Source organism: Vasconcelosia minhoensis LEGE 07310 (assembly GCF_015207255.1).
Lineage (GTDB): Bacteria > Cyanobacteriota > Cyanobacteriia > Phormidesmidales > Phormidesmidaceae > Vasconcelosia > Vasconcelosia minhoensis.
In genome coordinates this window covers 50,836-75,849 of the sequence record NZ_JADEXG010000004.1, presented here as the reverse complement: position 1 = coordinate 75,849, position 25,014 = coordinate 50,836, and the positions used below count along the sequence as shown (strand labels likewise).

The following is a 25,014-nucleotide window of genomic DNA, read 5'->3' as shown; positions in this document are numbered from 1 at the left end:
AGAGGGATGAAGCTACAGCGCAGTACGCTCGTTTTGTTTGTGACCGCGATCGCGCTCAGCGGCAGCGTATTGATCTACGAAAACCAGCGCAGCGAGGAGCTCAACCGGCAGGAAGCGGCGACAATGGCAGAGCCGCTCTTTGCCTTTACCGAAGCCGATATTCAAGAACTGTTTCTACAGCGTCTGGATGCCGAAATTTTGCTCGAAAATACAGCCACCGGCTGGCAGATGAAGGCGCCTAGAAAAGCCACCGTAGAACCGGCAGCGGTTGCTTACCTGCTCGACTTTCTGACCGGTAAACCCACCAGCCAGACGCTCACCGTTGCGGCTGGTGACCTGGCCGAGTTTGGCCTCGATCAGCCCAGGGCAACCGTCGAGTTCAAGCTAGCCAATGGCAAAATCTATCGGCTGCGGGTGGGCGCTCCAGAATTTAGCGGCAATACGCTCTACGTTCAGACGCTGGCCCCCGAGGATGGAACTGCGGCTGAGGCAGCGGCTGAAGCAGCCGGGACTGAGGAGGTCACAATTCATACTGTCTCCAATGGGCTAGCGAGCGCGATCGCGCGTCCGGCTCAGGATTGGCTGGTTTCAGAACCCGCTGATGGGGAGCCTACAGCCTTGCCCGCTGAGGAACAATAGTCGGCAGCGTTACTCAGCAGGTACGGAAAATTCTCGGACTGGAAACACGCGAACATTGAGCTCGACCGGGCGATCTAGCTCAGCTGCTAGAAATTGCCTGGCCTGCCGGATTTGGGATTCTGAAAAGGTATCACGGGGGGCCGCGATGGCCAGGTCTACAATTAGCCGGTCGGGGTCAGATTCAACACTCAAAGATTGAATATCAGTTCCCTGAAAGGTCAGCATGTAGTCTCGCACCAGGTGGCTAATCTGGGTGCGGGACTGCTCTTCGACCACCAGCTTCCGCAGCGACAGACCCAGGGGAATGCCCAAAATGGTTAGTAGCAGACTGGAGGCAATTAGCCCCCGGCGAGCCCGGTTGAGCGAACCATACTGCTGCCAGACAAAAACCAGGCCGCCGCTGAGGATAATCCCGGCTAAGTTGGTCAAAAACAGCAGCGTCGAACCTACCGTCACCGAGCGAGAACTCATGGCTATACCAATGCCGACGACGCTAAGTGGCGGTACTAGAGCAACCGCAATTGCGACTCCCGGTAGCGCATCGGCCACGTCGCGGCGGGTTTTGGCAAAGGCGCCAGCCGAGCCAGCAGCTAGCGCGATCGCGAGGTCAATCAGCGTCGGACGGGTACGAGCCGTAATTTCTGGATTGAGGGTCGTCAATCCCAGCGTCTCACAAATCAGATAGGCGGTTAGAACGGTGAGGACTGCGCCCGTCAGCAGCGACATACCCGAACGCTTGAGCAGTCGTCGGTTGTTCATCGAAACGGCAAAGGCAATCCCCGTAATCGGTCCCATCAGCGGGGCGACAATCATTGCGCCGATGATCGTCGCAGCGCTACCCGCCAGCAGCCCCAGAGCCGAAATCACGCCAGACAAAAACAGCAGCGTATAGTAGTTAAGCGAAGGGTTGGAGCCGCGCCACAGGCTGCGGTTGAGATTGGCTAGGGAAACCGGACGGCCTTCCAGCCATTTCCAATCGCCGCTGTTTTTGGCCCAGGTTGTGCGAAACCGGCGCAGCGTTCTGATCACTGGGCGGTGATAGCGCTGGGGCAAGTAGAAGCGCAGCAGGGCCAGCGGTGAGCGACGCTTTGTCGGGACGGCTCCCACCGGCTGCTGCTTGTTTTTTAACGGCTTTTTGGGCTGGGGCGGCTCCGTCTTGTTGAACACTATTCAGGACTCGCGTAGGAGAGCGCGATCGCAAGGTAGACCTATCATAGCTTTGCCCGATGAGGTTGAAACAGGCTGTTGTAAAAGCCCCATCTGCATGGCAGATGGGGCAATAGGCACGAACAGCTGAACGACCTTAAGGATTAATTGCTGGCTTCGGGTACAGCCTCAACTGGCTCTGGCGGCGCTGCTTCGACCGGTTCTGACGGCGCTTCGGGAGCAGGCGCTTCGGGAGCAGGCGCTTCAGGGGCCGTAATGTTGACGTCTGGAACAGTGACGTTCACATCAGGCACTTCGACCTCGGGGGGCTCTACTTGAGGAGTCTCGATCACGGTGTTGTTTTCCGTAGGGGCCTGGGTTTCGGGTACGGCTGTATCGCGACTCAGGTAAAAGGCGATCCCGCCGATCGCCGCGGCAATCAGCGCGACCAGGACGCCGATCAGCAGACCGCTGGCCGCATCGTTGCTGGCCCGAGCTCGGCTGTCTGCGTCCCTTTGAATACGCAAATTAGCCTGGGCTCTATCCTCGTTAACGCGGCCGCTGGCATAGCCGTCGCGGTAGGCTTGCTCCTCAGAAGTTGCCGGGCGGCCTTTGACCGTATTGGGGTCGATATAGGGTTCGTTGGGATTCTGAGTCATGATTAAAGTAGTCTCCTGAGCTATCAGTGTTTTAAACCTGGGCCATTTCACAGCAGCTTTAGTGAGTTTTGGAACAACTCGTTTAAGCGCCTAGAGGGTATTTGGGAAATCACTATTCTTGATGACCTTGAAGCCATACTACTCACCCAATAAAGCCGCGGCCATCTTCCTCAGGGGGCTTTTGCTAAAAATTTTCATCTTTCTAAAGTAATAGATGTCAATCAATTAAAGTTGAAATAAAAAGTTGAAATATTGGTTTAGAAATGGGTCTAGCGGCCTGTTTTATCTGGTTTATGGCGGTCATAGCCTATACCTAAACACAGCTTTTACATCGAGCGCAGTCAAAAGTCATACTGACGCTTTCTGTTTTCTCTACCAAGTGAAGGAGGTTGTAAGAACGCTATTTGAATAAGTTATTTTTAGTAGGAGCTATTTATTAAAGGCTCCATTTACTGTTTAGATAAAATTGAGGTAATTGATTTATGAGCGCTGAAGAAAGAGCAAAAGCAACTGCTAAAAACGTTGAAGGAAAAGCTCAGGAAGCCCTGGGTAACGTTACTGGCGATCCCGAAGATCAGGCTGCTGGTAAGGCCAAGCAGGTCGAAGGTGAAGCTAGACATGCCAAAGAAGATGTGAAAGATAACGTTAAGCAAAAGCTGGACTAAGTTTAAGCTAGTTTGTCGGTAAGCTTTCACCATTACGGGGAGCCTGGGTAGAACACTCAGGCTCCCTGCTTTTAGTGGAATTGACCGGTTTTTTATTAAAATTGGTTAGCGTTTGGAGGTCTGAGTGCTGAGGCAAAGAATTTTACGGCTGGCAGGCTGTGCGATCGCGCTTGAGCTGTTAATCGTTCCTATCAGTCCCAGTCTGGCCCAGGAAGCCGAACCCGCCGAGCCCGTTCCAACCGAGCCCACCGAGCCAGCAGCAGAGGCCCCCAGCGACGGGCTCTACTTTGCCGATGTGCTGGTGCGCGGCCAGCCCGTTTTTCAGGTGGGTAGCCTCAGCGACCTCAGCGCTAGAGAGCGAGCCGATATCATTAACCGACGGCTGGCTGGCGTGCTGGCCAATGCTGAAGCGGGCGATCGCGTCACCATTGAGCGCGACTCCGCTCGTAACCTGGTTACGCTTCAGTTCAATAACCGCGTTCTGATGACCGTCACCGATCAGGACGCGCAGGATTTTGGGGCGAGCGTCGATGAGCTAGCCGAGCGCTGGACCGAGCGGCTGAATCAGACTATCGATAAGCCTCCCCTGGCCATTGATGTGGTCCAGCGGCTAAATGGAACGCTGCGCCAGCTGGGTCGCAATACGATTGACCATATCCCGGCCTTAGTCGGCGCCTTTGTCGTCCTGATTGTCACCTGGCTGATTGCTAAAGGTGTCCGCTACGCAGCCTTTCGCTGGGCTCAGCAAACGGAGGGCGACCACAATACCGAAGTCCTGGTCGGGCGGCTGGGATATGGCGGCATCTGGATTTTAGGCACGGTCGTGGCGCTGGGCGTGCTAGGGCTGGACTTTGGCGCACTTTTAGGGGCGCTGGGGCTGACCAGCGTCGCCATTGGCTTCAGCCTAAAGGATGTGCTCAGTAACTACATTTCAGGCGTGATTTTGCTAGCCGCTCGACCTTTTCGGATCGGCGACCAGGTGGTGATTGAAGACTATGAAGGCACGATTACCCAGGTGCAGCTGCGAGCAACCACGATGACGACCTATGACGGCAGCGTTGTCTATATTCCCAATCAGGAGGTCTTTCAGGCCAGCGTGATCAACCATACCGCGTCGGCACTGCGGCGCAGCGCCGTGATGGTTGGCATTGACTACGATGCGGATATTGCCAAAGCACAGCGGGTGATTGAGCAGGCGGTGTTCCAGGCTAAGGGCATCCAGCCAGAACCCAGGCCGGAGGTGCTAGTGCGTGAACTGGCGGCCAGTACCGTCAATCTGGAGGCCCGCTTTTGGGTCAAGTCGCGCAAGGCAGATTTCTTAGAATCCACCTCGATTGTCACCCAAGCTATCAAAGAAGCATTGGAAACCGCTGATATTGAAATGCCGACTGAAATCTATACGCTGGCTTTTCGCAATGCTCCGATCAGCCTTCCGGGCGGCGGTTCCAGTAAAATCACTCTAACGGCAGAGGCAGGAGAAGAGTAATTCTGCTCAAGGATAGAGGCGCTCGCAGCGGTGGTGCTTCACCATTGAGCTTACATGCAGTTCTTGGGCTCTGTCTAAGGGCTGGATATTTAAACTGTTTAAGAATTGAGGCAACCCATGACAAATCCTCAGAATAATCCCCATGATGCATCTGCGGACACCTATGACCGCGGCATTGTGCCAGCCGAAACTGCTGCTCGCAAGGAGCGCGAGGAAGCGGACTTTAAAGATAAACCCGAAAAAAAACAGAGCGATCTAGAAACAACCGATGGCTACACGACCGATAGCGAAGGGCTGACGAATAACTATGCCGTCGAACCCGAAATGTACGTTGAAAAGCCTGGCGATCTCCGAGAAGCCGAAGAGGCCGCCACGGCTGAGCGAACGGAGGAAGTGCGTGAAGTGAATCAGAACGAAGAACAGGGCAAGCTCAGTAGCGAAGAAGACGATCGTGGCAAAGGCGTCGGCATCATCTAACAATCTCACCAACCCCGGTGAGCGGTTAGCTTAATCGTCCCATTCAAATGTGCAAAAGGCGGAGCAAGTATTTCTGGCTCCGCCTTTTTAAATTTTCTCGTTTCGACAGCTCTAAAATTCAGGTTCTACAGTCCCCCTACTCCTGCTCTAGCATCAGCTGCGTGATTGAGCTGGTCTGATCGCCGAGCCGGGCCAGGGCCTCGGCCTGGTATCGCGTTCCCGACCCGATGACTAGCGGTGATGGCACCTCTACTCGAAATTCACCGTTGCCATCCGCCGTAACGGTTTCCTCCACCAGCCGGGTGGAACCCACGTTGACGACACCGCCGAGCACCGAGGTGCTGGCGGTCACCTTAATTTCAACTTGGGCATTAGGCAGAGTTTGTCCGACTAGCGTAAAGCCGCGATCGCTAATTCGATCGCCGCTGCTGTGGCTGGTAAACTGCGGCTTCAGGCCCCCGGCTGAGTTGGTATCCGCCGCCGTCGCGTCTAGGTCCTCCGTCTGGACGGCGTCGGTTGATGCGGCGGTGGCGCTGATTCGCACCGGCTGCGGCGCGGCAGCCAGGATTCGGGCCTCCCCCTGCTGCAGCTGACCCACCGCGATCGCTTCACCTACCGCGCTCTGACCCTGAAGCGAATAGGTCGCCACGTAGACCCCTGGCGAAACCTCTTCGGCGGGGAGTTCGCGGAGGCGCTGACCGTTTTCAATCAGCAAAACCCAAGCCTGAGCGCCGGGGGTGCCGTTAATCGTCGTCAGCAGCGTCGCGTTCTGAGCTAGCGGCTCGGTAGCGTTGTGGGTGACTGAGCTGATGGCGACTTCGGGCTCGGGGGCCGCGATCGTGAAGTCCCAGCTAGCAACGCGGCGCTGGCCCTGGGTATTGCTGTACTCCACCTGCACCTGATGCTGCCCCGGTCGCAGCGGCTGGGTCGGGCGATAGCTAAAGAAGTTGGCCGTAATTGAACTCTCGGCGGTGACATCCTGCCCATCGACAAAGATTTCGACCGAGCTGACATCGACCTGGCTGCCGTTACTGGTTTCAAACAGGCCAGAGATCAGCGAATCAGCTGAAGCGCTCTCTGCGCTAACGCTGGGCGTCACTTCGACCACCCGCTGAGCAATTGCCGGTCGGGCCGTCAAACCCACCAGCGCAAGCAGGCTGGCAGTACCGAGAAACGTAAGTCGCTTTTTCATAAATTTGAATGCTCAAATCAATCTAAATTTTCAAGGTTTGGGCTGTGAGCAGGCTGGCCTATTCTGAACCGCCTGAAAGAAACCCTAAGATCCTAAGATACAGATATAAGCTTAGTCAGGTTTTTCATACATCCCTCAATAGTGATGGAGGTCGCCGTAATGAAAGTCACCCTCGCCGAAAACCCTAATTCACCCAGCTGTGTCTACAGCAGCGCAATAATCAGGCTAATCCCCAGCAAAACGGCTAGCGCTACCCAGCCCCGATGCTTGCGCCACCAGGGAATCCGGTAGACCTCATCGGTCGGGACCGGCGCGTTTGCCACCGCAATATCTTGAAATAGGGTGCAGGTCTGAGCATGGGGCCGCTGGGGAAAGGTGCAGCTGTCGTCGGCGTCGTAGACACAGCAATCGCACAGCGCCGTATCTCCCTCTGCCCGATAGAGCGTGATGCCGGGATGTCCGTGGGCCTTGAGCTCTAAACCGCACTGAGGACAGCGAACGGTAGAGCTAGAAATGGTGTGGTGGCAGCGAGGGCAGTCAGCCATGAAATTCAGCGGCCTCTAAAAAGCGGGCCAAAAAACAGCTGTCTCCAGCATAGATGCTCCAGCCGCTAATCGTACGCTGACGCATCTCAGGCATAGCAGCTTAGACATTTCAGAGGCCGTTTCAGCCCATCCCGATGCAGAATCGCGCCATCAGCGCTCGTCTATTCCCGACTAATTCTCGATTGCTGACTAACTTACAAAGCATAAGTCATCAAAATTAGAACGATGAACACCAAAACCCTATATGAAACCCTTGAGCTGTTGCCTCCCAGCAGTATCAAGGCTCAGGTCAGAACAGGTTGGCTAGAGGGTTTCGCTTCTTGCTGAATCAATGGGTTCAGGCATTGACAACTTGCCAGGATCCCAGAATCCAAGCCCGCTCTTCCCAAGACGGCCAAACCCTGTTTGATGCCTACGACCCGGTAACCCAGCAGCGCATCCGAGGTGTCTCCGAAGCAGGTCTGCGCGCTTGGCTGGAGCAGCGCTACTACGCTGCTGCCGATTTTAGTTAGCCAAATATCCTAAAGGAACAAAGAGATTATGACGATTGCTTTAAACCCCTCTAAAATTACAGGCGATTATTTTCGAAATAGAGATTACGCGGTCACCGCTGCTGAAGTTGCAAACGAGCTTCGCCATACCGTACAGGAGCGAGACGCGATCGCGGGCAGCCCCAGTCCAGAAGTGCGGTGTCTTCGAGCTGCCGGACTGCTGCCGCTGGTGGTGCCCAAAGCCTACGGCGGCACCGGCGCTAGCTGGTCAGAGGCGATGGATATCGTCAAAGCCCTGGCTAAAACCGATAGCTCTGCGGCCCAGCTCTACGGCTATCATCTGCTGCTCTCTGTCGTGCCCCATTTGATCGGCACCGCTGAGCAAACCGTTCGCTACTATCGCGACACAGCCCAGCACAATCACTTTTGGGCTAACGCCATCAACACCCGCGACCTGCGGCTGACGTTGGAGGCCGACGGCGATGGCTTTCGGGCCAGCGGCGTAAAAACCTTCTGTACTGGGGCCGTGGTGGCCGATCGGATGATCTGCGCTGCGACCCAGCCGGGAAATCCGCTGCCAGTCATGTTTGTGCTCCCAAGCGACCGACCCGGCCTGACCTATAACCACGACTGGGATACCCTGGGACAGCGCCGCACCGCCAGCGGCAGCTTTACCTTTGAATCAGTGCGGGTTGAGCCAGCCGAACTGCTGGGGCCGCCGCCAAACCTGGAAAGCGCCTTCCCGACCGGGCTGGGAATTGGTGGCATGCTGGTGCAGTCCGCTATTTTCCAAGGCATTGCTGAGGGTGCCCTGGCGGCGGCTCAGGCCTATACTCGCACCCAGGCTCGTCCCTGGGAAACGGCAGCGGTAGAAACGGCAGCGGAGGATCCCTATCTGCTACGGCGCTATGGTGAACTGTGGGCTCAGCTCCAGGGCGCGATCGCGCTTACCCAGGGGTAACGAGTCCCTACGCCCATTTGAGGCAGTATCTTTTTTCCCGTAGTCTGCCAGCGAGCCTAGATCAGGCTGTCATCCTGGTGTCTGATCATGCGATTGCTCAGGTCAGCAGCCTGAAGGCAGAAAACGGCAAAGGTATTTGGCTTTGCGGGGGAGCCAATTTGGCGGCAGCGCTGTTTGCCGCCCGCCTGATTGACCGGCTGATTGTCAAAGTCAATCCATTTTTGATGGGGACAGGGATTCCACTGTTTGCTCAGACGATCCCCCAAACGCCGCTAGAGCTGACAAACAGCAAAACCTACGCTGGGGGAGTCGTTCGTTTGCAGTATCGGGTGGGCAACTGATGAAATCAAATCAATGTGAGGTCAACATGACTGCTTTATCGTCATTCAGGCTGGTATCAGAGCGCCGTGACTATGCCGTCAGCCAGCTCACCCCTCAAGCAGCCGGAGTCCTCCAGGGTCTCTTCGAGCAATGCGCTGACTTTTTTGTCATGACCAACGGTGTTCCTGCCGTCCCGACAGCCGCTCAGGCAGAGTTTGAGGAATTGCCCGACGGCAAGGCTGTCGAGGATATTCAGGTCGTAGGGCTGTTTGACATGGCGATCGCTTGGTCGGCGCGATTGTGGCCGTGCAGCACTATCCTGACGACCAAACCTGGTGGATTGGGCTGATGCTGCTGGCACCCGAGCAGCGGGGGCAAGGATTGGGCGCTGACTTCTATCGCACGTTCGAACGGTGGCTTGTGGGACAGGGGGGGAGGTCTGTTTCGCTATGCGCGATCGCGGCCAACGCGCCAGGCAGACAGTTCTGGCAGCGCATGGGCTTCGAGGTTATCCGCAAGACGCCACCACGTCCTTATGGCAACAAAACCCACGAGGTATATGTTTTTCGCCGTACGCTTCCTGTTGCTCAATCAATCCAGTTTAGGAAAGAACCATGACTCTTCATGTCTCAACTCGTCCCAGTCTGCAACAGCGCATGGCACTGATAAACGGCTGGACAACGGCAGTCGTGATTCAGGCCCCGCGTCAGGTCGTCTGGGAGCAGGTGACTGACTTTGAAGCCTACCCAGAGTGGAATCCGTTTGTGCTGGAAGCGCACGCCCAGTTCGCGGTTGGAAAATCGATTCAATTTTTAGAAGACCTGAGTCAGTTTGGCCAGCATTGGATTACGGCTCAATTTCTAGAGATTGAGTCACCCCGATGCTTCGTCTGGCAGGGCCATTTTGCCGCCCCCATTCTGTTCACCGTTCGCCATACGTTCAAATTTGAAGCAATTGACGATCGGCACAGTCGATTTAGCCAGATCCACGAAAATTCTGGCCTACTCATTCCTTTTCTGGCCTGGCGCGGCATCTACTGCGTCAGCCGACAGGGCTATCTCGACTTTGACCAAGCCCTGAAGGCGCGATGTGAGAAGTTCTGCTACTGAGATCAAAGGATAACGATCTAATCGGAGTCAATATGCTGAAGTTTTACTACAATCCTATTTCTGTCAATGCTCGTCGAGTCTGGATTACCTTGCTGGAAAAGCAAATTCCCTTCGAATCTATTTTAGTCAACTTAGATGGGGACCAGTTCAGCGATGAATTTGCTGCGATCAATCCGCTCCAGCGGGTTCCCGCCATTGTCGATGACGGGTTGCAGGTGGTGGAGTCATTGGCCATTTTGGACTATCTAGAAGCTATGTATCCGACGCCCTCCCTGATGCCGAGCGACCCTGGCGCTGTGGCTAGGGTGCGGATGGTTGAAACCATCACCGTAGTAGAGCTACAACCGGAGACGATTCCCCTCACTCGACCCATGGTCGGACTAGAGGTTGCTCCTCAGAAGCTTGAAGCGGCTCAGCAGCGAGTGACCGTTATCCTGCAATTTTTGGAAAAGCTGCTCGACCAGCGCCCTTACTTTGCCGGAGAAGCCTTCACGCTAGCCGATATTGTCGCGGGGACGCTGGTGCCGTCTCTGCCCCTGGATAGCTATCCCCGCCTGAGGGCCTGGTCAGCGCGGCTGGCTCAGCGGCAGAGCTGGCAGCAAACGGCCTATACGCCTGACGCGATCGCGGCTGCCCTACCCAACATTCGAGCCATTTTAGAGCGCCGTTGGTAGTGAATTTATACGCAGTGCAGTCATCATGAACCATTTTCAAATTGAACAATATTGGCAACGCTATCTTCAAACTCTATTACCCGGCGTAAAGACCGATTGCAGCTATCTGACTGACCAGTTTGGAGATACGCCCGAACTCGCCAAAGAACTGGGTCAGCTGGTTCTAGCAGGCACCAAGACTGGGTAAAAATCTGGTCAGTTCCGTCGGCCTGAATTTCCCCTTGTGCCTTACGTAACGTCAGGTTTTAGGATCAGAGCGAGTCAGCTTTTGGGCAGCTGGGCAAAATGCTCTAGCAGCAGGCGATGGATAAAGATATAACCGCCGCCGACCTTCTGTAGAAAAGCGTGGGCGGTAGCCTGTTCCAGAAAGCGGCTGTAGTTCCAGGGAATCTGTCCGCGACGGTAGAGCAGCAGCCTTAGGACAAAATGCTTCAGCGCCGCCAGGCCGCCGCCGCCGAGGAAACCTGACAGCAACCCGACGCTGAGGCCGTTGATGAGGCTGATGTGAATTGGGGTGTCGAACGGTCTGCCGAGCAGGGCACCAGCAATCCCGCCGGTGAAGCTGCCCGCGATCGCAAAATACACCGCACTGTTCACCGACCGCCAGATCGCCTGATTGGGAATAATTTTGGTCTCCACCTCTGACCCCCTGAGCCCGTTGGTGAGGCCAAAAACGGTCCCGGCGATACCGCCGTTCACCCCGTCAAAGGGCAGTAAGTGAGCGGCGATCCAGGCAGTCCAAGACTCTCCAGTATGACGAATGGGTGCTCCCATCAGAGCGGGTTCAACGATGTCAACAATCAGCCCACCACCTAGCCCAATCGCGGTCCCGATCAGGAGCCAGAGCAGCGTTCCCGGCAGCGCCTGTCGCCAGGACCAGTTCAGCGTTTCGATCGGCCTGACCTGGGCGGGCAGTAGCGAAATCGCCAACCCTACGAGCGGGCTGTAAATCAAAATCATATGTAAGCTGTCAAGCCAGTAAGGCCGCAGGTCACCCCACCAGCCGACTTCAGCAATACCGATGCCAATCTGGCTGAAGATACCATAGCTCAGCCCGAAGCCTAGACCTGCGAGCAGAGAGGACACCGCGCGGTAGAGGAAACGGTCGCCGGAGCGATGCAACCACTGCGGCTGTAGCCGTTCGATTAAGAAGATCGTCTGGCCTGAGTGGGTGAGCTGGCGCGCCAGCCAGCGTAGTCCGTTGAGCATCTGCTGCCGGGAATAGCGATCGCGGCCCCGACGCTCCAACATTTGGGCAATATAGCGGTCAAACAGTCGCCGCCGCTGCTCTTCCAAAGAACGGGTGGCGGGGATACCGCTGGGGGTGAGGTCGCGGTAGGCTAGCACCATAATGTTAAGCATCAGCGGCGATCGGGCTAATGTCTGCATCGGGGTGTCGGCGGTGAGCCACTGCTGTAAGCCGCTGAGGTCGAACTGGAGCTGTTCCAGGTAGGTCTGGACCTGATTGGGAGACAGGGCTTGCAGATACAGGGCAGTTTGCAGCTGGAGTCGCTGGCTCAGCCCATCGTAATCGCGGCGGCGGCAGCAGACGACCAGCTCGGTAGCAAACTGCTGCTGAAACTGGTTGAGCGCAAGTACACAGGCCTCTCGGTTTTCAAGCGAAACCTCATCTAGCCCGTCGAGTAAGAGCAGCAGATGTTGCTGCTCGACCCAGGAGCGACCGACCGGCTTGGGCACCTGATACTTGGCATTAAGCTCCTCGACGATCCACTGCCCAAAGTAGGGCTGGTGGCTGCCCCAAGAAGACAGATTTAAGACCACTGGCAGCAGCTGATAACTGTTTTGCTCGGCCCGGCTGACCAGCTCTCGGGCCAGCTGCAACAGCGTAGTCGTCTTGCCCGCTCCAGGCTCGCCTAAAATCAGCAGCGTCCGCCCGGTTCCCATCTGGTCAAAAATGGAGAGCACCGAGGCGTGAGTAGGCAGCTCGGTCCGAGGCTGGTCCTGGATTTTAACTTCAATATTCCAGGGCGTACTCACCGCCTGGGGATGTTCTTCTAGTCCTAGCACCAGCTGGATCTGGTCAAGCAACGAATTTTCTAAAACGCCCCTGATCCAATAGTTTCTAACCTTGTTGAGCAGGGCCTGACGGTTGCGATACTCCCGACTGCTGAGACTGTCTGGAGCTGCCGTGGTCATATGAACCGTCGGATCTGCCGAGTTACCCAGCGCCGTTTGCGCTACTGTTACAGACGACCCGGGCCGCTGGCTCTCGGTAATGACGGACAGACGGTCCGGGCCTGGCATTGGTGAAGCCTGCGAGATTTCCAACGCCTGAAGCGTTGCTGCTGCATCGGGGTAGCGATCGCGGTAGTCATAGCGCACCATTCTGGCCAGCACTGCGGCCAGATTCTCCTCTAGTCTCAGCCCGTTGGGCAGCTGGCTGAGATCTACTTCTTCAGTGTCGCGATCGCGCGGCAGCTTCTGCGGGGTGAGTCCGGTCAGTGCCTGCAAACAGGTCATCCCCAGGGCGTAGAGGTCGCTGCTGGGGCGCGGCTGCCCAGCCTGCTGCTCAGCGGGCATATAGCCCGATGAGCCGATGCTGATCGTGAACCCCGAGTCGGCGAGCCGGGTACTCATTTGCTTGACCGCGCCAAAGTCAATCAGTACCGGCTTACCATCGCCCTGTCGCAGAATAATGTTGGCCGGTTTGATGTCGCGGTGAATCACCTGCTGCTGCTGGATGAACGTCAGGACAGGCAGCAGGTCGCGCAGCAGGAGTTGCGCTTCGGGCTGACCGAGATAGCGACGCTGCTGGAGGACCTGGTGCAGCGACGGACCTTCGATAAATTCTTGAACCAGATAAAACTCACCATTTTCTTCAAAATGGGCCAGCAACTGCGGGATCTGGTTGTGGCGTCCCAGCTGGTATAGCGTTTGGGCTTCCAGGTCAAACAGCCGCCGCGCGGTGACCAGAGCCGCAGCTTCGCGAAACTGCGGCTTCAGCTGCTTGACCACACAGAGCGGCTGCGTCGGCAGGTGCAAATCCTGGGCTAGAAAGGTTTCGCCGAACCCCCCTTTGCCCAGCGGCTTTTGAACCTGATAGTGACCCGCCAGCAGCCTGATCATATGGGTTTAATTGGCCATAGTCATCTTCCCTAAGTATGGTAGCGGTCTAGGGATAACGTCTATTACCCATCGTCATGATTGTCAGTTTAGGATTGCCTGCCGAGAATATTGGGGGCGGCTAGCCTTTGGCGATAGGGTATTTGAGGGCTCAGCGAGTTGGAAGGGTGAGGGGAATTGCGATCGCGAATTCCGTCCCCTGTCCTGGTTTAGACCAGCAGGTGAGCTGCCCGCCGTGCCGCTCAGTGATAATTTGGTAGCTAATTGAAAGGCCCAGACCCGTCCCTTTGCCCACCGGCTTAGTCGTAAAGAACGGGTCAAATAGCTTGACCCGAACGTTTTCCGGTATGCCAAGGCCGTTGTCAGCAATACGAATGATTGCCTGGTTTAACGTAGCCTGAGTGCGGATGGTAATTTGAGGGACGGCTATCGGGCCAGCCCGCTCAAGGCTTTCGTCGATGGCATCGATGGCGTTAGCAAGAATATTCATAAATACCTGATTCAGCTGCCCTGGATAGCAGCTCACTGGGGGTAGATCGCCATAGTCTTGAATAACTTCAATAGCAGGACGCCAATTTTGGGCTTTGAGCTGACTGCTCAGAATCAGCAATGTGCTGTCGATTCCTTCGTGAATATCAACCGTTTTGACATCAGATTCGTCTTGTCTTGAAAAAATCTTGAGCGAGCGGACAATCTCGGTAATCCGCTCAGCACCCAGTTCCATTGAGTTCAGCACCTTGAGAAAATCTGATTGCAGATAGACAAGGTCAATTTCCTGAATAAAGGCTTGAATGACCGGGCTCGGCTGGGGACATTCGCTTTGGTAATGCTGCAATAAAAGAATCAGGTCCTGGGCGTATTCTTTTGCGGGTTCCAAGTTGCCATAGATAAAGCTAATCGGATTGTTAATTTCATGGGCAACGCCAGCAACCAGCTGACCCAGGCTCGACATTTTCTCAGTTTGGATCAGCTGTGTCTGAGCTTGCTGAAGCTCTACGAGCGTATTGGAAAGCGTCTGCGTCCGCTCTTCGACCCGCTCTTCCAAAGTTTCAAAAGATTCCTGAAGCTGTTTGGCCATCTGGTTGAAGGTTTGGCCCAGGCTAGAAAATTCTTGAATGCTGGACTTTTGAACCTGTTGGTTCAGGTCTCCCCTGGAGATCGCCCGCGCTGCCCGGTCTAGCTGCCAAACAGACTGAACAATCCAGTGAGAAGTATAGAGGCCTAAAACGCTGGCGATGGCTAAAGCCCCTAAGCACAGCAAAATAGTCGTCCGCGTATTGGCCTGAATTTGAGCCATAAAGTCAGACTCTGGCACTACTGTCACCACGAGCCAGTCGAGACCGTCTGCATCACGCCAAGGGCGAATATGAAGATATCGGCGCTGGCCCTGCAGCGGCAGTATCAAAGACTGCTCTTGCTCGATATTCTGTAGGTCAAACCGCTCTTGCAAAGCGCGGGTAGTCGCCTGGGTCAAGCTGTCTGTACTGTCTAGCGCATTGAGCCGCTGCGGTTCGCCATTGACTGACTGGTAAAGCGGTTGTCCATTGGAGCTAGCCACCAAATCGCCATTGCGCTGCATAATAAAAACCTGGCTGTTTTGGCTAAGCTCTAAATTGGCTAGAAAGTCGCTGATGTTAGAGAGTCTCAGGTCAACTGACAGTACGCCCAGCAGCTGATTCGCCGAATTATAGACCGGCAAGTTGGCATTGGCCGCAATATAGACGGGATCGTTTTGAGCCAATGTATCAAATTGTTCTAGAACCAGCGTCCACATCGGTTTCTGAGCTTCGACAGTTTGATAGTAAAAGGGTTCTGCTTTAGGAAAGTATTCGTACTGATCGATGATTGCCTGCCGCTGGCCCTGGCTATCGACCGAATAGGTACGACCCACACCGTCGGCAGCGACGATATCAATCTCTATTCCGGGTTCACTCAGCCAATCTCCAGCACCGATATATTTGCCGTTGGGCAGGGTCAGCGCAATATAATCCAGCTGTCCATAGGTTTTGGCCTCTTTCCAGAAAAGGCTACTCAGGGTATCTGCATCATCGGGTTCGACGATCCTCCTCTGGAGCAAGTCGGCATTGAGCTGATTGACTTTTGGGGGCAGGGAGAGATAGCTGACGAGCTGCTGATCCACCAGCTGGTCGGTTCTAGCGATCAGCTGAGCCGCCAAATCATTGACAGCAGTTCGACCATTTCGCAGGGAAAAATAGCCGGTCAGCCCCACCGCCGCTGAAATTTGCAGCAGGAAGGGAACGACTAAAATTGAACGTAGGGGTAGCTGCCGTCCCAGCGGGGATGACCGGGAAGGCCTGGTCTCGCTCAGAGCAGACTTGGTCTTAGCCTGAAGCATCCGGCTAAACGGGCTTTTGAATTGCATCGTAGGCAGTCGGCAAAGGGGTATCAGGGGAACTACTGACAGGTTGCCCGCGTAAAGGAGAATTATGAATATACCCAGCGGAAATTGATATTCTGACCAGTACCGTTCAGCTCGGGATTATTCCAGTCTAGTGGGTCGTTTCCAGTTTCAGGCTCGGCCAATGCCGCCTAATATCATGGGAATACTTGGGGACTTTCAACCGCAGCGGCAGCGATATGATTTCTTACCACACCGCCCGATTAGTAATTGAGCGCGATGTCCGCGCCGAGGAAGAGGAGCGACAGATCGCAGCGCCCTGCCGGACTCGGCTGCTGCTACAAGCACAGGAAGCCCCTGTCTGCCTATTTTTTCACGGCTTTACCGCCGGCACTTACCAGTTTGAGCCGATGGGCCAGTCGCTTTTTCAGGCGGGCTACAACGTAGTGGTGCCCTGCCTACCCGGCCACGGTCAGATCGACGACTGGCAGGCCGATAACCCGCCGCCGCTGCCGGAAAATCCACGTGACTACCTCAAATTTGCTGTGAAATGGCTAAGGCTAGCCCAAAAGCTTGGCCCGCAGGTTTCCATCGGCGGCATTTCTGGCGGCGGCACGATCTCGGCCTGGCTGGCAATAGAGCAGGTTGAGCACATCCACCGGGCCGTCCTCTTTGCCCCCTACTTCAGCGGCAGTAACCCGGTCATCGATCTGTTTGTCGAGGTGTTTGACACCTATTTTGAATGGCAAAACCAGGCTGGACCGAGCTATCCCGGTTTCGACGTGGCCGCACTCCGAGCCATCTTTCAAATTGGCGACTATGTGCTCAAGCGGGTAAAGCAATCGCCGATGGCCCCGGTCTTTACCATTTCGAGTGAGAGCGATCGCGCCGTCAATAACCGCGACCATCAGCGCTTTTTTGAGGCCGGGCTCAAGTATCAGCCCCGCTGCTGGTATCATCGCTTTGGCCGAGTGCTGGATATTCCCCATACGATGATGACGGAGGCCGAAGGTAACCGCTATGCCCATCTGCTGATTATCATGACCCGCGCCTACCTGGAAAGCGACCTGACCTGGGCCGAAATTGAAGAGATTGGCTATCGCATGACCCGGGGCCGAACCTTTAATGCCGTGGTGGCTGAGCTAGGCTGGCAGGATCGCTCCTCTGCCAATATGCCTGCCATGATGACCCTGGTAGATAAGCGAGCCATCGTCGAAAAGCGGCAGACTCGAAACCGAGAACGCAGCCGCCATGCCAGACTTTATGACCGCTAGCCCCCTGACCATGCCTGACCTGACTTTACCTGACCTGACCTTTCCCGCTTTCGACCCCTTCTCTGACTCGCTCGATACGGTCGTGGATTCGCTCGCCACTGTTCAGAACGGCCTGGCCTGGGTGATGGCCCATCCCTACCTGTCCCTTGCGATCGCGCTGTTCTCCCTAGGTCTGCTCCAGCTACTCGCCGACAGCGTCAAGCGGCTGCTTAAAACAGCGATCGCGATCATCCTCAAATCGCCCCTCCTACTGCTCCAATGGCTTTGGCAAAAGGCCATCACGCCCGCTCCAGAATCCACCGAAGCCCGCCTAGCTCAGGTCCTACAGCGACTCGATAGCCTCAGGCAGGAGCAAGACGCCCTCTTAAACGAGCTCAGAACGCTACTCGACCTCCCCAAAACCGACCCGATCACCCGATCACCCGATCACCCGATCACCCGATCACCCCTCTCGACGACAGCTCCACCGGCTCCTGCGGACGAGGCGGTCTCACCTCGGTCTTAAGGCCCAGAGATTGCAGGTGCGATCGCAGCTCATCCGCTCCTCCTGCTTTCCTCAGCGTGGGAGCAAGCATACCTTTGTAAGTAACATGCCCCCCCTCTGCGGTCGGCAGCATGATCTGCGGCTTCAGCCATTTGGCCAGCTCACGGGCTCCCTCTCGTCCGCGAATAATGCTGCCGACGCCCAGGATTGAAATATCGAGCATGGGCGTAATCGCTACGTTCACGCCGGTTAAATCCTGCACTTTCTCAGCCGCCGGATAGCCGTGGGGCTCATAGTAAATCTTGAGCCCTTCAGCCGTGAGGACATAGGCATTCTCTTTGAGAAAGGGGCCAATCGGCGCGCCGGGCAGGGCTCGAATTTGAAGCATGTCCTGAAACGAATAGGTTTCGCCATGGGAGAGCGTCGTCACAGACTCATAGCCCATCCCCTGCACTACCTCAGCCCCCTTCGGTGAAGCCACGACGGGAATCGACCGGTCGAGCTGCTTCAGCGTCTCGGGATGGGCATGGTCCTCCAGCCCCTGGGAGAGCAAAATCAGGTCTATTGAGGCAGGAATGGGCACCGGCTGGGGGCGGACGCCCCGAATCAGCCAGGGCATCTGATTGAACACCAAATCGCCTACCAGCCAGGGGTCAATCAGGATTCGCCGTTCCCCGGCCTCCAGCAGCCAGGCATTTGCGTCAAACCAGGTCAGTCTCATAAGTTCGTTCTTTTGCACAGTTAGATAGCTTCCATGGTTTCTATTGTAAATTTTTACAATGAGGTAGGTGCATCCCAGCGATATAGCTCCAGCAGTGGGTGAAGCAATTGACTAATTGCATAGAATAAATACAATGAAAGGTGCGTACAAAGATTGAATTTAATCTATAATTTAACTGCAAGCGATACAAAAGCGATAAAGAGGCCGACCGTTGATTCACGCTACCTTGCATCAGCTCAAAGTTTTCGAAGCAACTGCCCGTCACGGTAGTTTTACCCGAGCGGCGGAGGAGCTTTATCTGACTCAGCCCACCGTTTCTATTCAGGTTAAGCAGCTGACTAAGGCAGTTGGCTTGCCCCTGTTCGAGCAAATTGGCAAGCGTCTTTTTCTAACCCAGGCTGGGCAAAAGCTACTGGAAACCTGCCAGAATATTTTTGAGGGGCTCGACCAGTTTGAAATGTCCGTTGCCGACTTGAAGGGAATGAAGCAAGGACAGCTGCGGCTGGCGGTGATTACCACGGCTAAATATTTTGTGCCAAGGCTGCTCGGGCCGTTTTGCCACCGCTATCCCGGCATTGATATTTCCCTTAAGGTAACTAACCACCAGCACATTCAAGAGCGCATGGCTGAAAATAAGGACGATCTCTATATTATTAGCCAACCCCCCTCACAGCCTGACCTGAAGGTGTATCCCTTTCTCGAAAATCCGCTGGTGGTATTAGCCCCAACTGGCCATCCGCTGGCTGGAAAGCACAATGTACCGATTGAAAAGCTCAACGACGCCCCCTTTATCATGCGAGAGCCGGGCTCTGGCACCCGACAGGCGGTTCAGAACCTGTTTGAACAGCACAACATTGAAGTCAAGGTGCAGCTTGAATTGGGCAGTAACGAAGCGATTAAACAAGCGATCGCGGGGGGCTTAGGCATCTCTATCCTTTCTCAGCACACGATCATTTCCGAGGGTACCGGCGGCGAATTCGCCATCCTCGACGTCGAAGGCTTCCCAATCGAGCGCCACTGGTATGCGGCCCACCTCTCTGGCAAGCAGCCCTCTGTAGTGGCGGATACCTTCTTGCAGTATCTGATTAACGAAAGCCCAGCAATGGCTCAGAAATTCCTCCCTGGGCTAGGCCAGTCAGCGCTCAAGTCTGAAGAGCTGGCGCAAGTGTAGAGGCAGTCCCCTGGGTCTGTCCCCACTACTGCAAAGCCGCAAGCACCTTGTCGTGAATTTCGCCATTACTCACGACCACACCTCGATTATTCACCAGCTTGGCTGACTGGGAGAAGTCCAGCGGCCGACCGGTCATATCGGTGACTCTGCCCCCCGCCTCCTCAACCACGATCACGCCAGCGGCATGATCCCAGATCTTTTCACGGTAGTCGGGCGACTTAGGCGACGGCAGCCGTAGGTATAGCACGGCTTCTCCCGCCGCAACTGCGCCATATTTGGCCTGCGAATCCATTCGTAAAGAATCGGCGGTGATGCCTGCGGCCTGCGCGATCGCGCTTTGCTGCTCCTGGTTCCCATGCCCCGATTCCACACTTTCCACAAACCGAAAATGGGCCCAGTCGATTGAAGCTGCCACTTGAATCGACTGGGCCGACCCGCCACTCAGCGGCTGCATGACTGCGCCTGCCCCCCGCACAGCGATGAAAAGAATGCCCGTCGTATCGCCGATCGTCAGCGCCGGGCAGGCTAGGACGCCGACTTTAATCTCGCCTGCCTCCACCAGGGCTAGGGCCACCGCGTACTGATCGTTGCGCAGGAAGCCCTTAGTTCCATCAATCGGATCGAGGGTCCAGTAGCGCGGGCCGACGCTGCCGTTACCATAGTCAATCCAGCGGGTAACTGTCTCTGGCGTGGCCTCTGGAATGATCGCCTGTACATATTGGCTGACCTGCTGCAGCGGTTTTGCCATCGCTGCGGTCTTGAGTTCGGCGGCGTCTTCTTCGGCCACAATCGGATCATTTGGAAATAGCTCACGCAGGGTTTTGCAAACCACTGCCTGAGCCCCAAAGTCGGCCACCGTCACTGGGCTACGATCCTGCTTGGCCATCGCCTCGGGTACCATCTGACGGCGGACCTCTTGACAGAGTAGAGCCGCGCCGGTGACGGCTGCGATCGCGATTTCTTTTTCTTTTTCGTAGGCCATCGGTTGCTCCGCTTGCAAATGGTAAAGGGGTACCAGAGATAACCCGTTTAGTCTAGATGAAAGCTGCGGACTGTGGCGCTGGATGCCGATGAATTACGATAGGCTGAGAGAAGGTTTTTCCAGTCGCGATCGCCGCCTGAAATGGTTTTCCAGCTGCCAGATAAGTATATTGATCTGCTGACGGACTTTGGCTTCAAGCGCGTCTTCGGCACCGAGCCCAATAAGCGCCTGCTGATCGACTTCTTAAATACGCTGCTGCCCGACTACCACCGCATCCAGGACCTGACCTTCAAAAACAGTGAGAATCTGGGCCGCAGCGCCATCGACCGCAGGGCCATCTTCGATATTTACTGCCAGGCCGAGACCGGCGAGCGCTTCATCGTCGAAGTGCAAAAGGCGAAGCAGAACTTTTTCAAAGACCGCAGCGTCTTCTACGCCACCTTCCCGATTCAGGAGCAGGCACAGAAGGGCGAGTGGAACTATGAGCTGACGGCGGTGTATGGTGTGGGCATTCTCGACTTTGTCTTTTCTGAGCACCGAGACGACCCGGAGCTGCTGCATACGGTAGAGCTGAAGAACCAGCACTGCGAAGTCTTCTACGAAAAGCTGAAGTTCATCTACATCGAGCTGCCGAAGTTCACCAAGAGCCTGGATGAGCTAGAGACGCATTTTGACAAATGGCTATACCTATTCAAGCATCTAGCCCAGTTCGAGGAACCGCCGCCAGAGCGGCTACAGGAAGGGGTGTTTAACGAACTGTTTGAGGTGGCCAGGATTGCTAACTTTTCGTCAGACGAGCAGAACAGCTATCAGGCCAGTCTGAAAGCCTACCGTGACACGAACAACATTGCCGAGACGCTGCGTCAGGAGAGCAGGGCAAAGGGCAGAGCAGAAGTCATTCAGCAGGGCAGGCAAGAAGGCAGGCAAGAAGGTAGGCAAGAAGGATTTGAGCTAGTTGCCAGACGGATGAAAGCGGCTGGTACATCGTTGCAGGAGATTGCTCAGTTTACAGGATTGAGCCCGGATGATATTGAGGCACTTTAAGGAAATCTAAGGGATTGCGCTTCATCCCCCTCGCCGTTGCCGATAGGATTCTATCCAGGCCCGAGTTCCCCAATACTGACAGGAAAATGCGGCAATCTTGCTAGCCTCAGCCAGGGCTGCTGGGAACGGCAGATGAGGGTGAAAATGGCAAAAGGCACCGTGGAAAATGTCGCCTGCGCCTAGCGTATCGACTGGATAGATTGCAGGTACCTCAAGCTGACCCGCTTCGGTCGTCGTCTGGTATTGAATTGGCTCAGAACCAAAGGTCATCGCGATCAGGGAAATATCCATTTGCCGCAGGTAGCTGAAGGTGTCGTCAGCGCTGTGACAGCCCGGCGGCTGAAAGTTTGCGGAAGCAATCACCACTTCGGCAAAAGGCAGCACCGCTTCAAACCCAGGCTTCCAGCTGCCCGCGTCAATAATTACAGGGATATTTTGAGCTTTTGCCTGAGCCGCAATCGCTCGACTCACCGACATCTGATGACCGTCAATCAGGACGATATCGGCTGCGTCTAAACTAGGGCTGGGAATTGCCTCGGACTGGGCCTGCCGATCTGTCGCATTGCTGGAAATTACCGCTCGTTCGCCGGTTGCCGCAGTCACAACAATCGATGAAACCGGCGGTGCATCACGGCGGTGAGCTTGCAGGTCGATAATGCCGACGCCTTGCGCTTGCAAGTCTTGCCAAACCAGCTTGGCTAGCGGATGCTGCCCCAGGACGCCCATTACCTCTACCGTATTTCCCAGCTGGGAAAAGGCCACTGCCGCGTTGGTCACCGGCCCACCCGCAGCTATCAGCGATTGGACCGCCACGACTTTTTCATTCGCCGCTGGCGGATGATCGGCCTGGTAGAGATAGTCCAGCGTGATCAGCCCAACAAATAGTCCCCGCTGATTTTCCATGGCTGTGCCTGCAAGATTCGGATCATCCAAAATATTAGAATAAGGTTTCCTACTCTTGTGCCCTATTCAGCCGCGATCGCGCCCATGCCCGACTCCTCGCTTCAACCTGAGCTTCAGGCCGGTGCGCTCTACCTGGTGGGAACCCCCATTGGCAATCTTGAAGACATCACCTTCCGAGCGGTGAGAGTGCTTAACACGGTAGACCTAATTGCAGCTGAAGACACGCGCCATACGGGCAAGCTGCTCCAGCATTTTCAGATCCAGACGTCCCAGGTTAGCTATCACGATCACAATACCCAGCAGCGCATCCCTGAACTGATAGCCCATCTAACCGAAGGAAAAACCTTGGCTCTAGTCACCGATGCCGGGATGCCGGGCATTTCCGATCCGGGCTATGAGCTGGTCTGTGCCTGTGTTCAGCAGGGGCTGACGGTGATCCCCATTCCCGGCCCTTCAGCCGTCGTCACCGCTCTCGCGGTGGCAGCCCTGCCGACCGATCGCTTTGTATTTGAGGGTTTTCTTCCAGCCAAGGGCAAAGCCCGGCGCGATCGCATTACTGCCCTCCAAACTGAATCCCGAACTATCCTGCTCTATGAAAGCCCCCACCGGCTGCTCCAGACGCTGACCGACCTTGCTACCACCCTTTCGCCAGAGCGTCCGGTGACGCTGGCCCGCGAGCTAACCAAGCGCTATGAGGAATTTTGGCGGGGTACGCTGGCGGACGCGATCGCGCACTGTACGACAGTGCCACCGAGGGGAGAATTCACAATCGCGATCGCGGGTGCCCCAGTTTCCAACCCGGTACTCTCCGAAGCTGCCATCCTGGACGAGCTAAAGGCTTTAATGCAGCAGGGACTTTCCCGCTCTGAAGCGAGTCGCCAGCTGGCTCAGGGAACGCGGTTTTCTCGGCGGGAGGTTTATCAGCTGTCGTTGAGGCTGTCGGATGGATAGGGAATGGTGGGGTGATGGAGTAATGGGGTGTTCGCGCAGCGTCGCCGTAGGCGTTAGGAGTAATGGGGTGATGGGTTAGGCGGGGCCGCTGGTGAGGGCGGTGGCGATCGCGTCTACGACTCGGCCCACTTCGGTTACCTCCAGCCCGACGTTGGGGAGCTTTTGCCCTTTGGGAATGAGGGCTCGCTTGAAGCCTAGCTTGGCGGCTTCTTTTAGCCTCAGCTCTAGCTGAGAGACCGGGCGCACCTGACCGCCCAGGCCAACTTCGCCAATCAGAACCAGCTCGGGATCGACAATGCGATCGCGGAAGCTGGCCGCGACGGCAATGGCGATGCCTAAGTCTGCCGCCGGTTCGGCGACGTTCAGGCCGCCTGACGAGGCGACGTAGGCGTCGAGCTTGGATAGGGGAATGCCGACCCGCTTTTCTAAAACGGCCAGAATTTGCAGCAGTCGGTTGTACTCAATCCCCGTCGTCGAGCGACGGGGTGAGCTGTAGCTGGTGGGGCTGACTAGGGACTGGAGTTCAACGACCAGCGGTCGGGTGCCCTCACAGGCAACAATCGTGGCAACGCCGGGAACTTTTTCTTCTCGATTGCCCAAAAACAGCTCGGACGGGTTGCGCACCTCCTCCAGCCCTCGGTCTACCATTTCAAATACGCCTAGCTCGTGGGTCGCCCCAAACCGATTTTTCACCGAGCGCAGCAGTCGGTGGCTGGCAAAGCGATCGCCTTCGAAATAGAGCACGGTATCGACCAGGTGCTCCAATACTTTGGGACCCGCGATCGCGCCTTCCTTGGTCACATGGCCAACGATAAATAGGGAAATATTTTCTCGCTTTGCCACCTGCATCAGCGCTGAGGTGCATTCGCGCACCTGGGCCACCGATCCCGGGGCTGAGGTTAGCGCGCCGTAAAACAGGGCCTGGATGCTGTCGATTACCGCCACCTGAGGCCGCAGCGACTCAATCTCCATCAGGATGGTTTCCAAATCAGTTTCAGGCAGCAGGTAGAGATTTTTGGCAATGCTGCCGGGTTTTGTTTCCTGACCCATTTCTAAGCGCTGCGATCGCAGCTTCACCTGCTGACCCGACTCCTCGGCGCAAACGTAGAGTACCGGTGCGGCCTGGGCTAGCTGGTTAGCCGCCTGCAAAAGCAGCGTCGATTTACCGATCCCGGGGTCTCCGCCCACCAGCACCAGCGACCCCGGCACGATGCCGCCGCCCAGCACCCGGTCGAGCTCGTCAAAGCCTGAAGGAATGCGAGCTTGGGGATGTTCCTGAATCTGCTCGAAGGTCAGGGCTAGGCGGGGCTGGGTCGCTGTGGCTGATTTATGTTGGCGGGAGGAGCGCGATCTCGCACTGGGCCGGGTCGTGGGTTCTATAGGCGCGATCGTCTGCTCGACCAGCGAATTCCAGCTGCCGCAGACGGGACACTTGCCAAAGTGCTGGGGCGACTCTGCCCCGCACTGATTGCAAACGTAGATAGAACGAGTTTTGGGCATACTTGATTAGATAAACCAGAAAGCGGAGGCGTGACGTAGCACCAACACAAAGCTAAGATATTAGTATAAATGTTCTTTTTGTTAGGATAGCGGTTATCAGTTTGTAGTATTCTGCTACAAACCTTAAGAAACGTTGAAAACCCCTTGTCTAAAGGCTTGCTGAGGACTCAAGCGCA

General features: G+C 55.8%; 27 protein-coding genes. 17 read left to right on the top strand and 10 right to left on the bottom strand.

All coding sequences use genetic code 11. From position 1 onward, the window contains the following. Positions 1 to 6: 6 nt before the first annotated feature. Positions 7 to 639, top strand: coding sequence for a DUF4340 domain-containing protein (locus IQ241_RS02975; protein ID WP_193904925.1), 633 nt, complete (start codon positions 7 to 9; stop codon positions 637 to 639). Between the two features lie 9 nt (positions 640 to 648). Here the strand turns inward: IQ241_RS02975 and IQ241_RS02970 are convergent, their stop codons facing one another. Together IQ241_RS02970 and IQ241_RS02965 are read right to left on the bottom strand one after the other, a co-directional pair. Then, a complete protein-coding gene (locus IQ241_RS02970; protein WP_322743556.1) occupies positions 649 to 1,806 on the bottom strand; it encodes a TIGR00341 family protein in 1,158 nt (385 codons plus the stop codon). Positions 1,807 to 1,949: 143 nt separating this feature from the next. Further along, on the bottom strand, positions 1,950 to 2,444 hold the full coding sequence (locus IQ241_RS02965; RefSeq protein WP_193904924.1) for a hypothetical protein: 495 nt from the start codon (positions 2,442 to 2,444) through the stop codon (positions 1,950 to 1,952). A 482-nt stretch (positions 2,445 to 2,926) separates the two neighbouring features. Between IQ241_RS02965 and IQ241_RS02960 the strand changes: the two genes are divergently transcribed. From IQ241_RS02960 to IQ241_RS02950, 3 genes are all read left to right on the top strand, one after another. Beyond that, positions 2,927 to 3,109 (top strand): CsbD family protein, encoded by a 183-nt coding sequence (locus tag IQ241_RS02960; RefSeq protein WP_193904923.1) that lies wholly within the window; start codon positions 2,927 to 2,929, stop codon positions 3,107 to 3,109. 124 nt (positions 3,110 to 3,233) lie between these two features. After that, entirely contained in the window at positions 3,234 to 4,595 is a 1,362-nt protein-coding gene (locus tag IQ241_RS02955) for a mechanosensitive ion channel family protein (protein WP_322743555.1), read from the top strand. Positions 4,596 to 4,712: 117 nt separating this feature from the next. Continuing rightward, positions 4,713 to 5,072 carry a hypothetical protein gene (locus tag IQ241_RS02950; protein WP_193904922.1) on the top strand — a complete coding sequence of 120 codons (360 nt, stop codon included), beginning with the start codon at positions 4,713 to 4,715 and terminating at the stop codon, positions 5,070 to 5,072. A 136-nt stretch (positions 5,073 to 5,208) separates the two neighbouring features. On the opposite strand, the gene IQ241_RS02945 is transcribed toward IQ241_RS02950, so the two are convergent. Continuing rightward, positions 5,209 to 6,264, bottom strand: a complete 1,056-nt coding sequence (locus tag IQ241_RS02945) for a hypothetical protein (RefSeq protein WP_193904921.1) — start codon at positions 6,262 to 6,264, stop codon at positions 5,209 to 5,211. A gap of 203 nt (positions 6,265 to 6,467) precedes the next feature. Next, positions 6,468 to 6,809, bottom strand: a complete 342-nt coding sequence (locus IQ241_RS02940) for a zinc ribbon domain-containing protein (RefSeq protein WP_193904920.1) — start codon at positions 6,807 to 6,809, stop codon at positions 6,468 to 6,470. Positions 6,810 to 7,153: 344 nt separating this feature from the next. Between IQ241_RS02940 and IQ241_RS02935 the strand changes: the two genes are divergently transcribed. From IQ241_RS02935 to IQ241_RS02905, 8 genes are all read left to right on the top strand, one after another. Next, positions 7,154 to 7,321 (top strand): hypothetical protein, encoded by a 168-nt coding sequence (locus tag IQ241_RS02935; RefSeq protein ID WP_193904919.1) that lies wholly within the window; start codon positions 7,154 to 7,156, stop codon positions 7,319 to 7,321. A 28-nt stretch (positions 7,322 to 7,349) separates the two neighbouring features. Further along, positions 7,350 to 8,261, top strand: a complete 912-nt coding sequence (locus IQ241_RS02930; protein ID WP_193904918.1) for an acyl-CoA dehydrogenase family protein — start codon at positions 7,350 to 7,352, stop codon at positions 8,259 to 8,261. 77 nt (positions 8,262 to 8,338) lie between these two features. Continuing rightward, positions 8,339 to 8,602: a dihydrofolate reductase family protein gene (locus IQ241_RS02925; protein WP_322743554.1), complete on the top strand. Its 264-nt coding sequence runs from the start codon at positions 8,339 to 8,341 to the stop codon at positions 8,600 to 8,602. Between the two features lie 26 nt (positions 8,603 to 8,628). Further along, positions 8,629 to 8,931: a hypothetical protein gene (locus IQ241_RS25340; RefSeq protein ID WP_228021316.1), complete on the top strand. Its 303-nt coding sequence runs from the start codon at positions 8,629 to 8,631 to the stop codon at positions 8,929 to 8,931. Next, complete coding sequence (locus IQ241_RS25335) at positions 8,889 to 9,200, top strand: GNAT family N-acetyltransferase (RefSeq protein WP_322743553.1); 312 nt, start codon at positions 8,889 to 8,891, stop codon at positions 9,198 to 9,200. The genes IQ241_RS25340 and IQ241_RS25335 overlap by 43 nt, the downstream gene beginning before the upstream one ends. After that, positions 9,197 to 9,691, top strand: coding sequence for an SRPBCC domain-containing protein (locus IQ241_RS02915; RefSeq protein WP_193904916.1), 495 nt, complete (start codon positions 9,197 to 9,199; stop codon positions 9,689 to 9,691). Before IQ241_RS25335 ends, IQ241_RS02915 begins: the two co-directional genes overlap by 4 nt. 32 nt (positions 9,692 to 9,723) lie before the next feature. Then, the gene (locus IQ241_RS02910; RefSeq protein ID WP_193904915.1) at positions 9,724 to 10,365 is read left to right on the top strand and encodes a glutathione S-transferase family protein; all 642 of its coding nucleotides are present in this window, start codon (positions 9,724 to 9,726) and stop codon (positions 10,363 to 10,365) included. A gap of 25 nt (positions 10,366 to 10,390) precedes the next feature. After that, positions 10,391 to 10,552 (top strand): ASCH domain-containing protein, encoded by a 162-nt coding sequence (locus IQ241_RS02905; protein ID WP_193904914.1) that lies wholly within the window; start codon positions 10,391 to 10,393, stop codon positions 10,550 to 10,552. A gap of 74 nt (positions 10,553 to 10,626) precedes the next feature. Here the strand turns inward: IQ241_RS02905 and IQ241_RS02900 are convergent, their stop codons facing one another. Both IQ241_RS02900 and IQ241_RS02895 read right to left on the bottom strand, forming a co-directional pair. Continuing rightward, positions 10,627 to 13,452: a protein kinase domain-containing protein gene (locus IQ241_RS02900; RefSeq protein WP_193904913.1), complete on the bottom strand. Its 2,826-nt coding sequence runs from the start codon at positions 13,450 to 13,452 to the stop codon at positions 10,627 to 10,629. A gap of 148 nt (positions 13,453 to 13,600) precedes the next feature. Continuing rightward, positions 13,601 to 15,832: an ATP-binding protein gene (locus IQ241_RS02895; RefSeq protein WP_228021314.1), complete on the bottom strand. Its 2,232-nt coding sequence runs from the start codon at positions 15,830 to 15,832 to the stop codon at positions 13,601 to 13,603. Between the two features lie 215 nt (positions 15,833 to 16,047). Between IQ241_RS02895 and IQ241_RS02890 the strand changes: the two genes are divergently transcribed. Together IQ241_RS02890 and IQ241_RS02885 are read left to right on the top strand one after the other, a co-directional pair. Beyond that, a complete protein-coding gene (locus IQ241_RS02890) occupies positions 16,048 to 17,082 on the top strand; it encodes an alpha/beta hydrolase (protein WP_193904912.1) in 1,035 nt (344 codons plus the stop codon). Continuing rightward, positions 17,060 to 17,587, top strand: a complete 528-nt coding sequence (locus IQ241_RS02885; RefSeq protein WP_193904911.1) for a hypothetical protein — start codon at positions 17,060 to 17,062, stop codon at positions 17,585 to 17,587. The genes IQ241_RS02890 and IQ241_RS02885 overlap by 23 nt, the downstream gene beginning before the upstream one ends. Here IQ241_RS02885 and IQ241_RS02880 read toward each other — a convergent pair. Beyond that, positions 17,517 to 18,287 (bottom strand): MBL fold metallo-hydrolase, encoded by a 771-nt coding sequence (locus IQ241_RS02880; protein ID WP_193904910.1) that lies wholly within the window; start codon positions 18,285 to 18,287, stop codon positions 17,517 to 17,519. The two genes, IQ241_RS02885 and IQ241_RS02880, sit on opposite strands and share 71 nt — an antisense overlap. Positions 18,288 to 18,498: 211 nt before the next feature. Here IQ241_RS02880 and IQ241_RS02875 point away from each other — a divergent pair, with 211 nt between their 5' ends. Continuing rightward, positions 18,499 to 19,458, top strand: coding sequence for a LysR family transcriptional regulator (locus IQ241_RS02875; RefSeq protein ID WP_193904909.1), 960 nt, complete (start codon positions 18,499 to 18,501; stop codon positions 19,456 to 19,458). Positions 19,459 to 19,483: 25 nt separating this feature from the next. Here the strand turns inward: IQ241_RS02875 and IQ241_RS02870 are convergent, their stop codons facing one another. Beyond that, on the bottom strand, positions 19,484 to 20,440 hold the full coding sequence (locus tag IQ241_RS02870; protein WP_193904908.1) for a 3'(2'),5'-bisphosphate nucleotidase: 957 nt from the start codon (positions 20,438 to 20,440) through the stop codon (positions 19,484 to 19,486). Between the two features lie 141 nt (positions 20,441 to 20,581). On the opposite strand from IQ241_RS02870, the gene IQ241_RS02865 reads away from it, so the two are divergent. Then, on the top strand, positions 20,582 to 21,484 hold the full coding sequence (locus IQ241_RS02865) for an Rpn family recombination-promoting nuclease/putative transposase (protein WP_193904907.1): 903 nt from the start codon (positions 20,582 to 20,584) through the stop codon (positions 21,482 to 21,484). A 21-nt stretch (positions 21,485 to 21,505) separates the two neighbouring features. On the opposite strand, the gene IQ241_RS02860 is transcribed toward IQ241_RS02865, so the two are convergent. Beyond that, positions 21,506 to 22,387: a PfkB family carbohydrate kinase gene (locus tag IQ241_RS02860; RefSeq protein ID WP_193904906.1), complete on the bottom strand. Its 882-nt coding sequence runs from the start codon at positions 22,385 to 22,387 to the stop codon at positions 21,506 to 21,508. An 84-nt stretch (positions 22,388 to 22,471) separates the two neighbouring features. Here IQ241_RS02860 and rsmI point away from each other — a divergent pair, with 84 nt between their 5' ends. Then, positions 22,472 to 23,338 carry a 16S rRNA (cytidine(1402)-2'-O)-methyltransferase gene (rsmI, locus tag IQ241_RS02855; RefSeq protein ID WP_193904972.1) on the top strand — a complete coding sequence of 289 codons (867 nt, stop codon included), beginning with the start codon at positions 22,472 to 22,474 and terminating at the stop codon, positions 23,336 to 23,338. Between the two features lie 75 nt (positions 23,339 to 23,413). Here rsmI and radA read toward each other — a convergent pair whose 3' ends face one another. Beyond that, on the bottom strand, positions 23,414 to 24,838 hold the full coding sequence (gene radA / locus IQ241_RS02850) for a DNA repair protein RadA (protein ID WP_193904905.1): 1,425 nt from the start codon (positions 24,836 to 24,838) through the stop codon (positions 23,414 to 23,416). Positions 24,839 to 25,014: the final 176 nt, after the last annotated feature.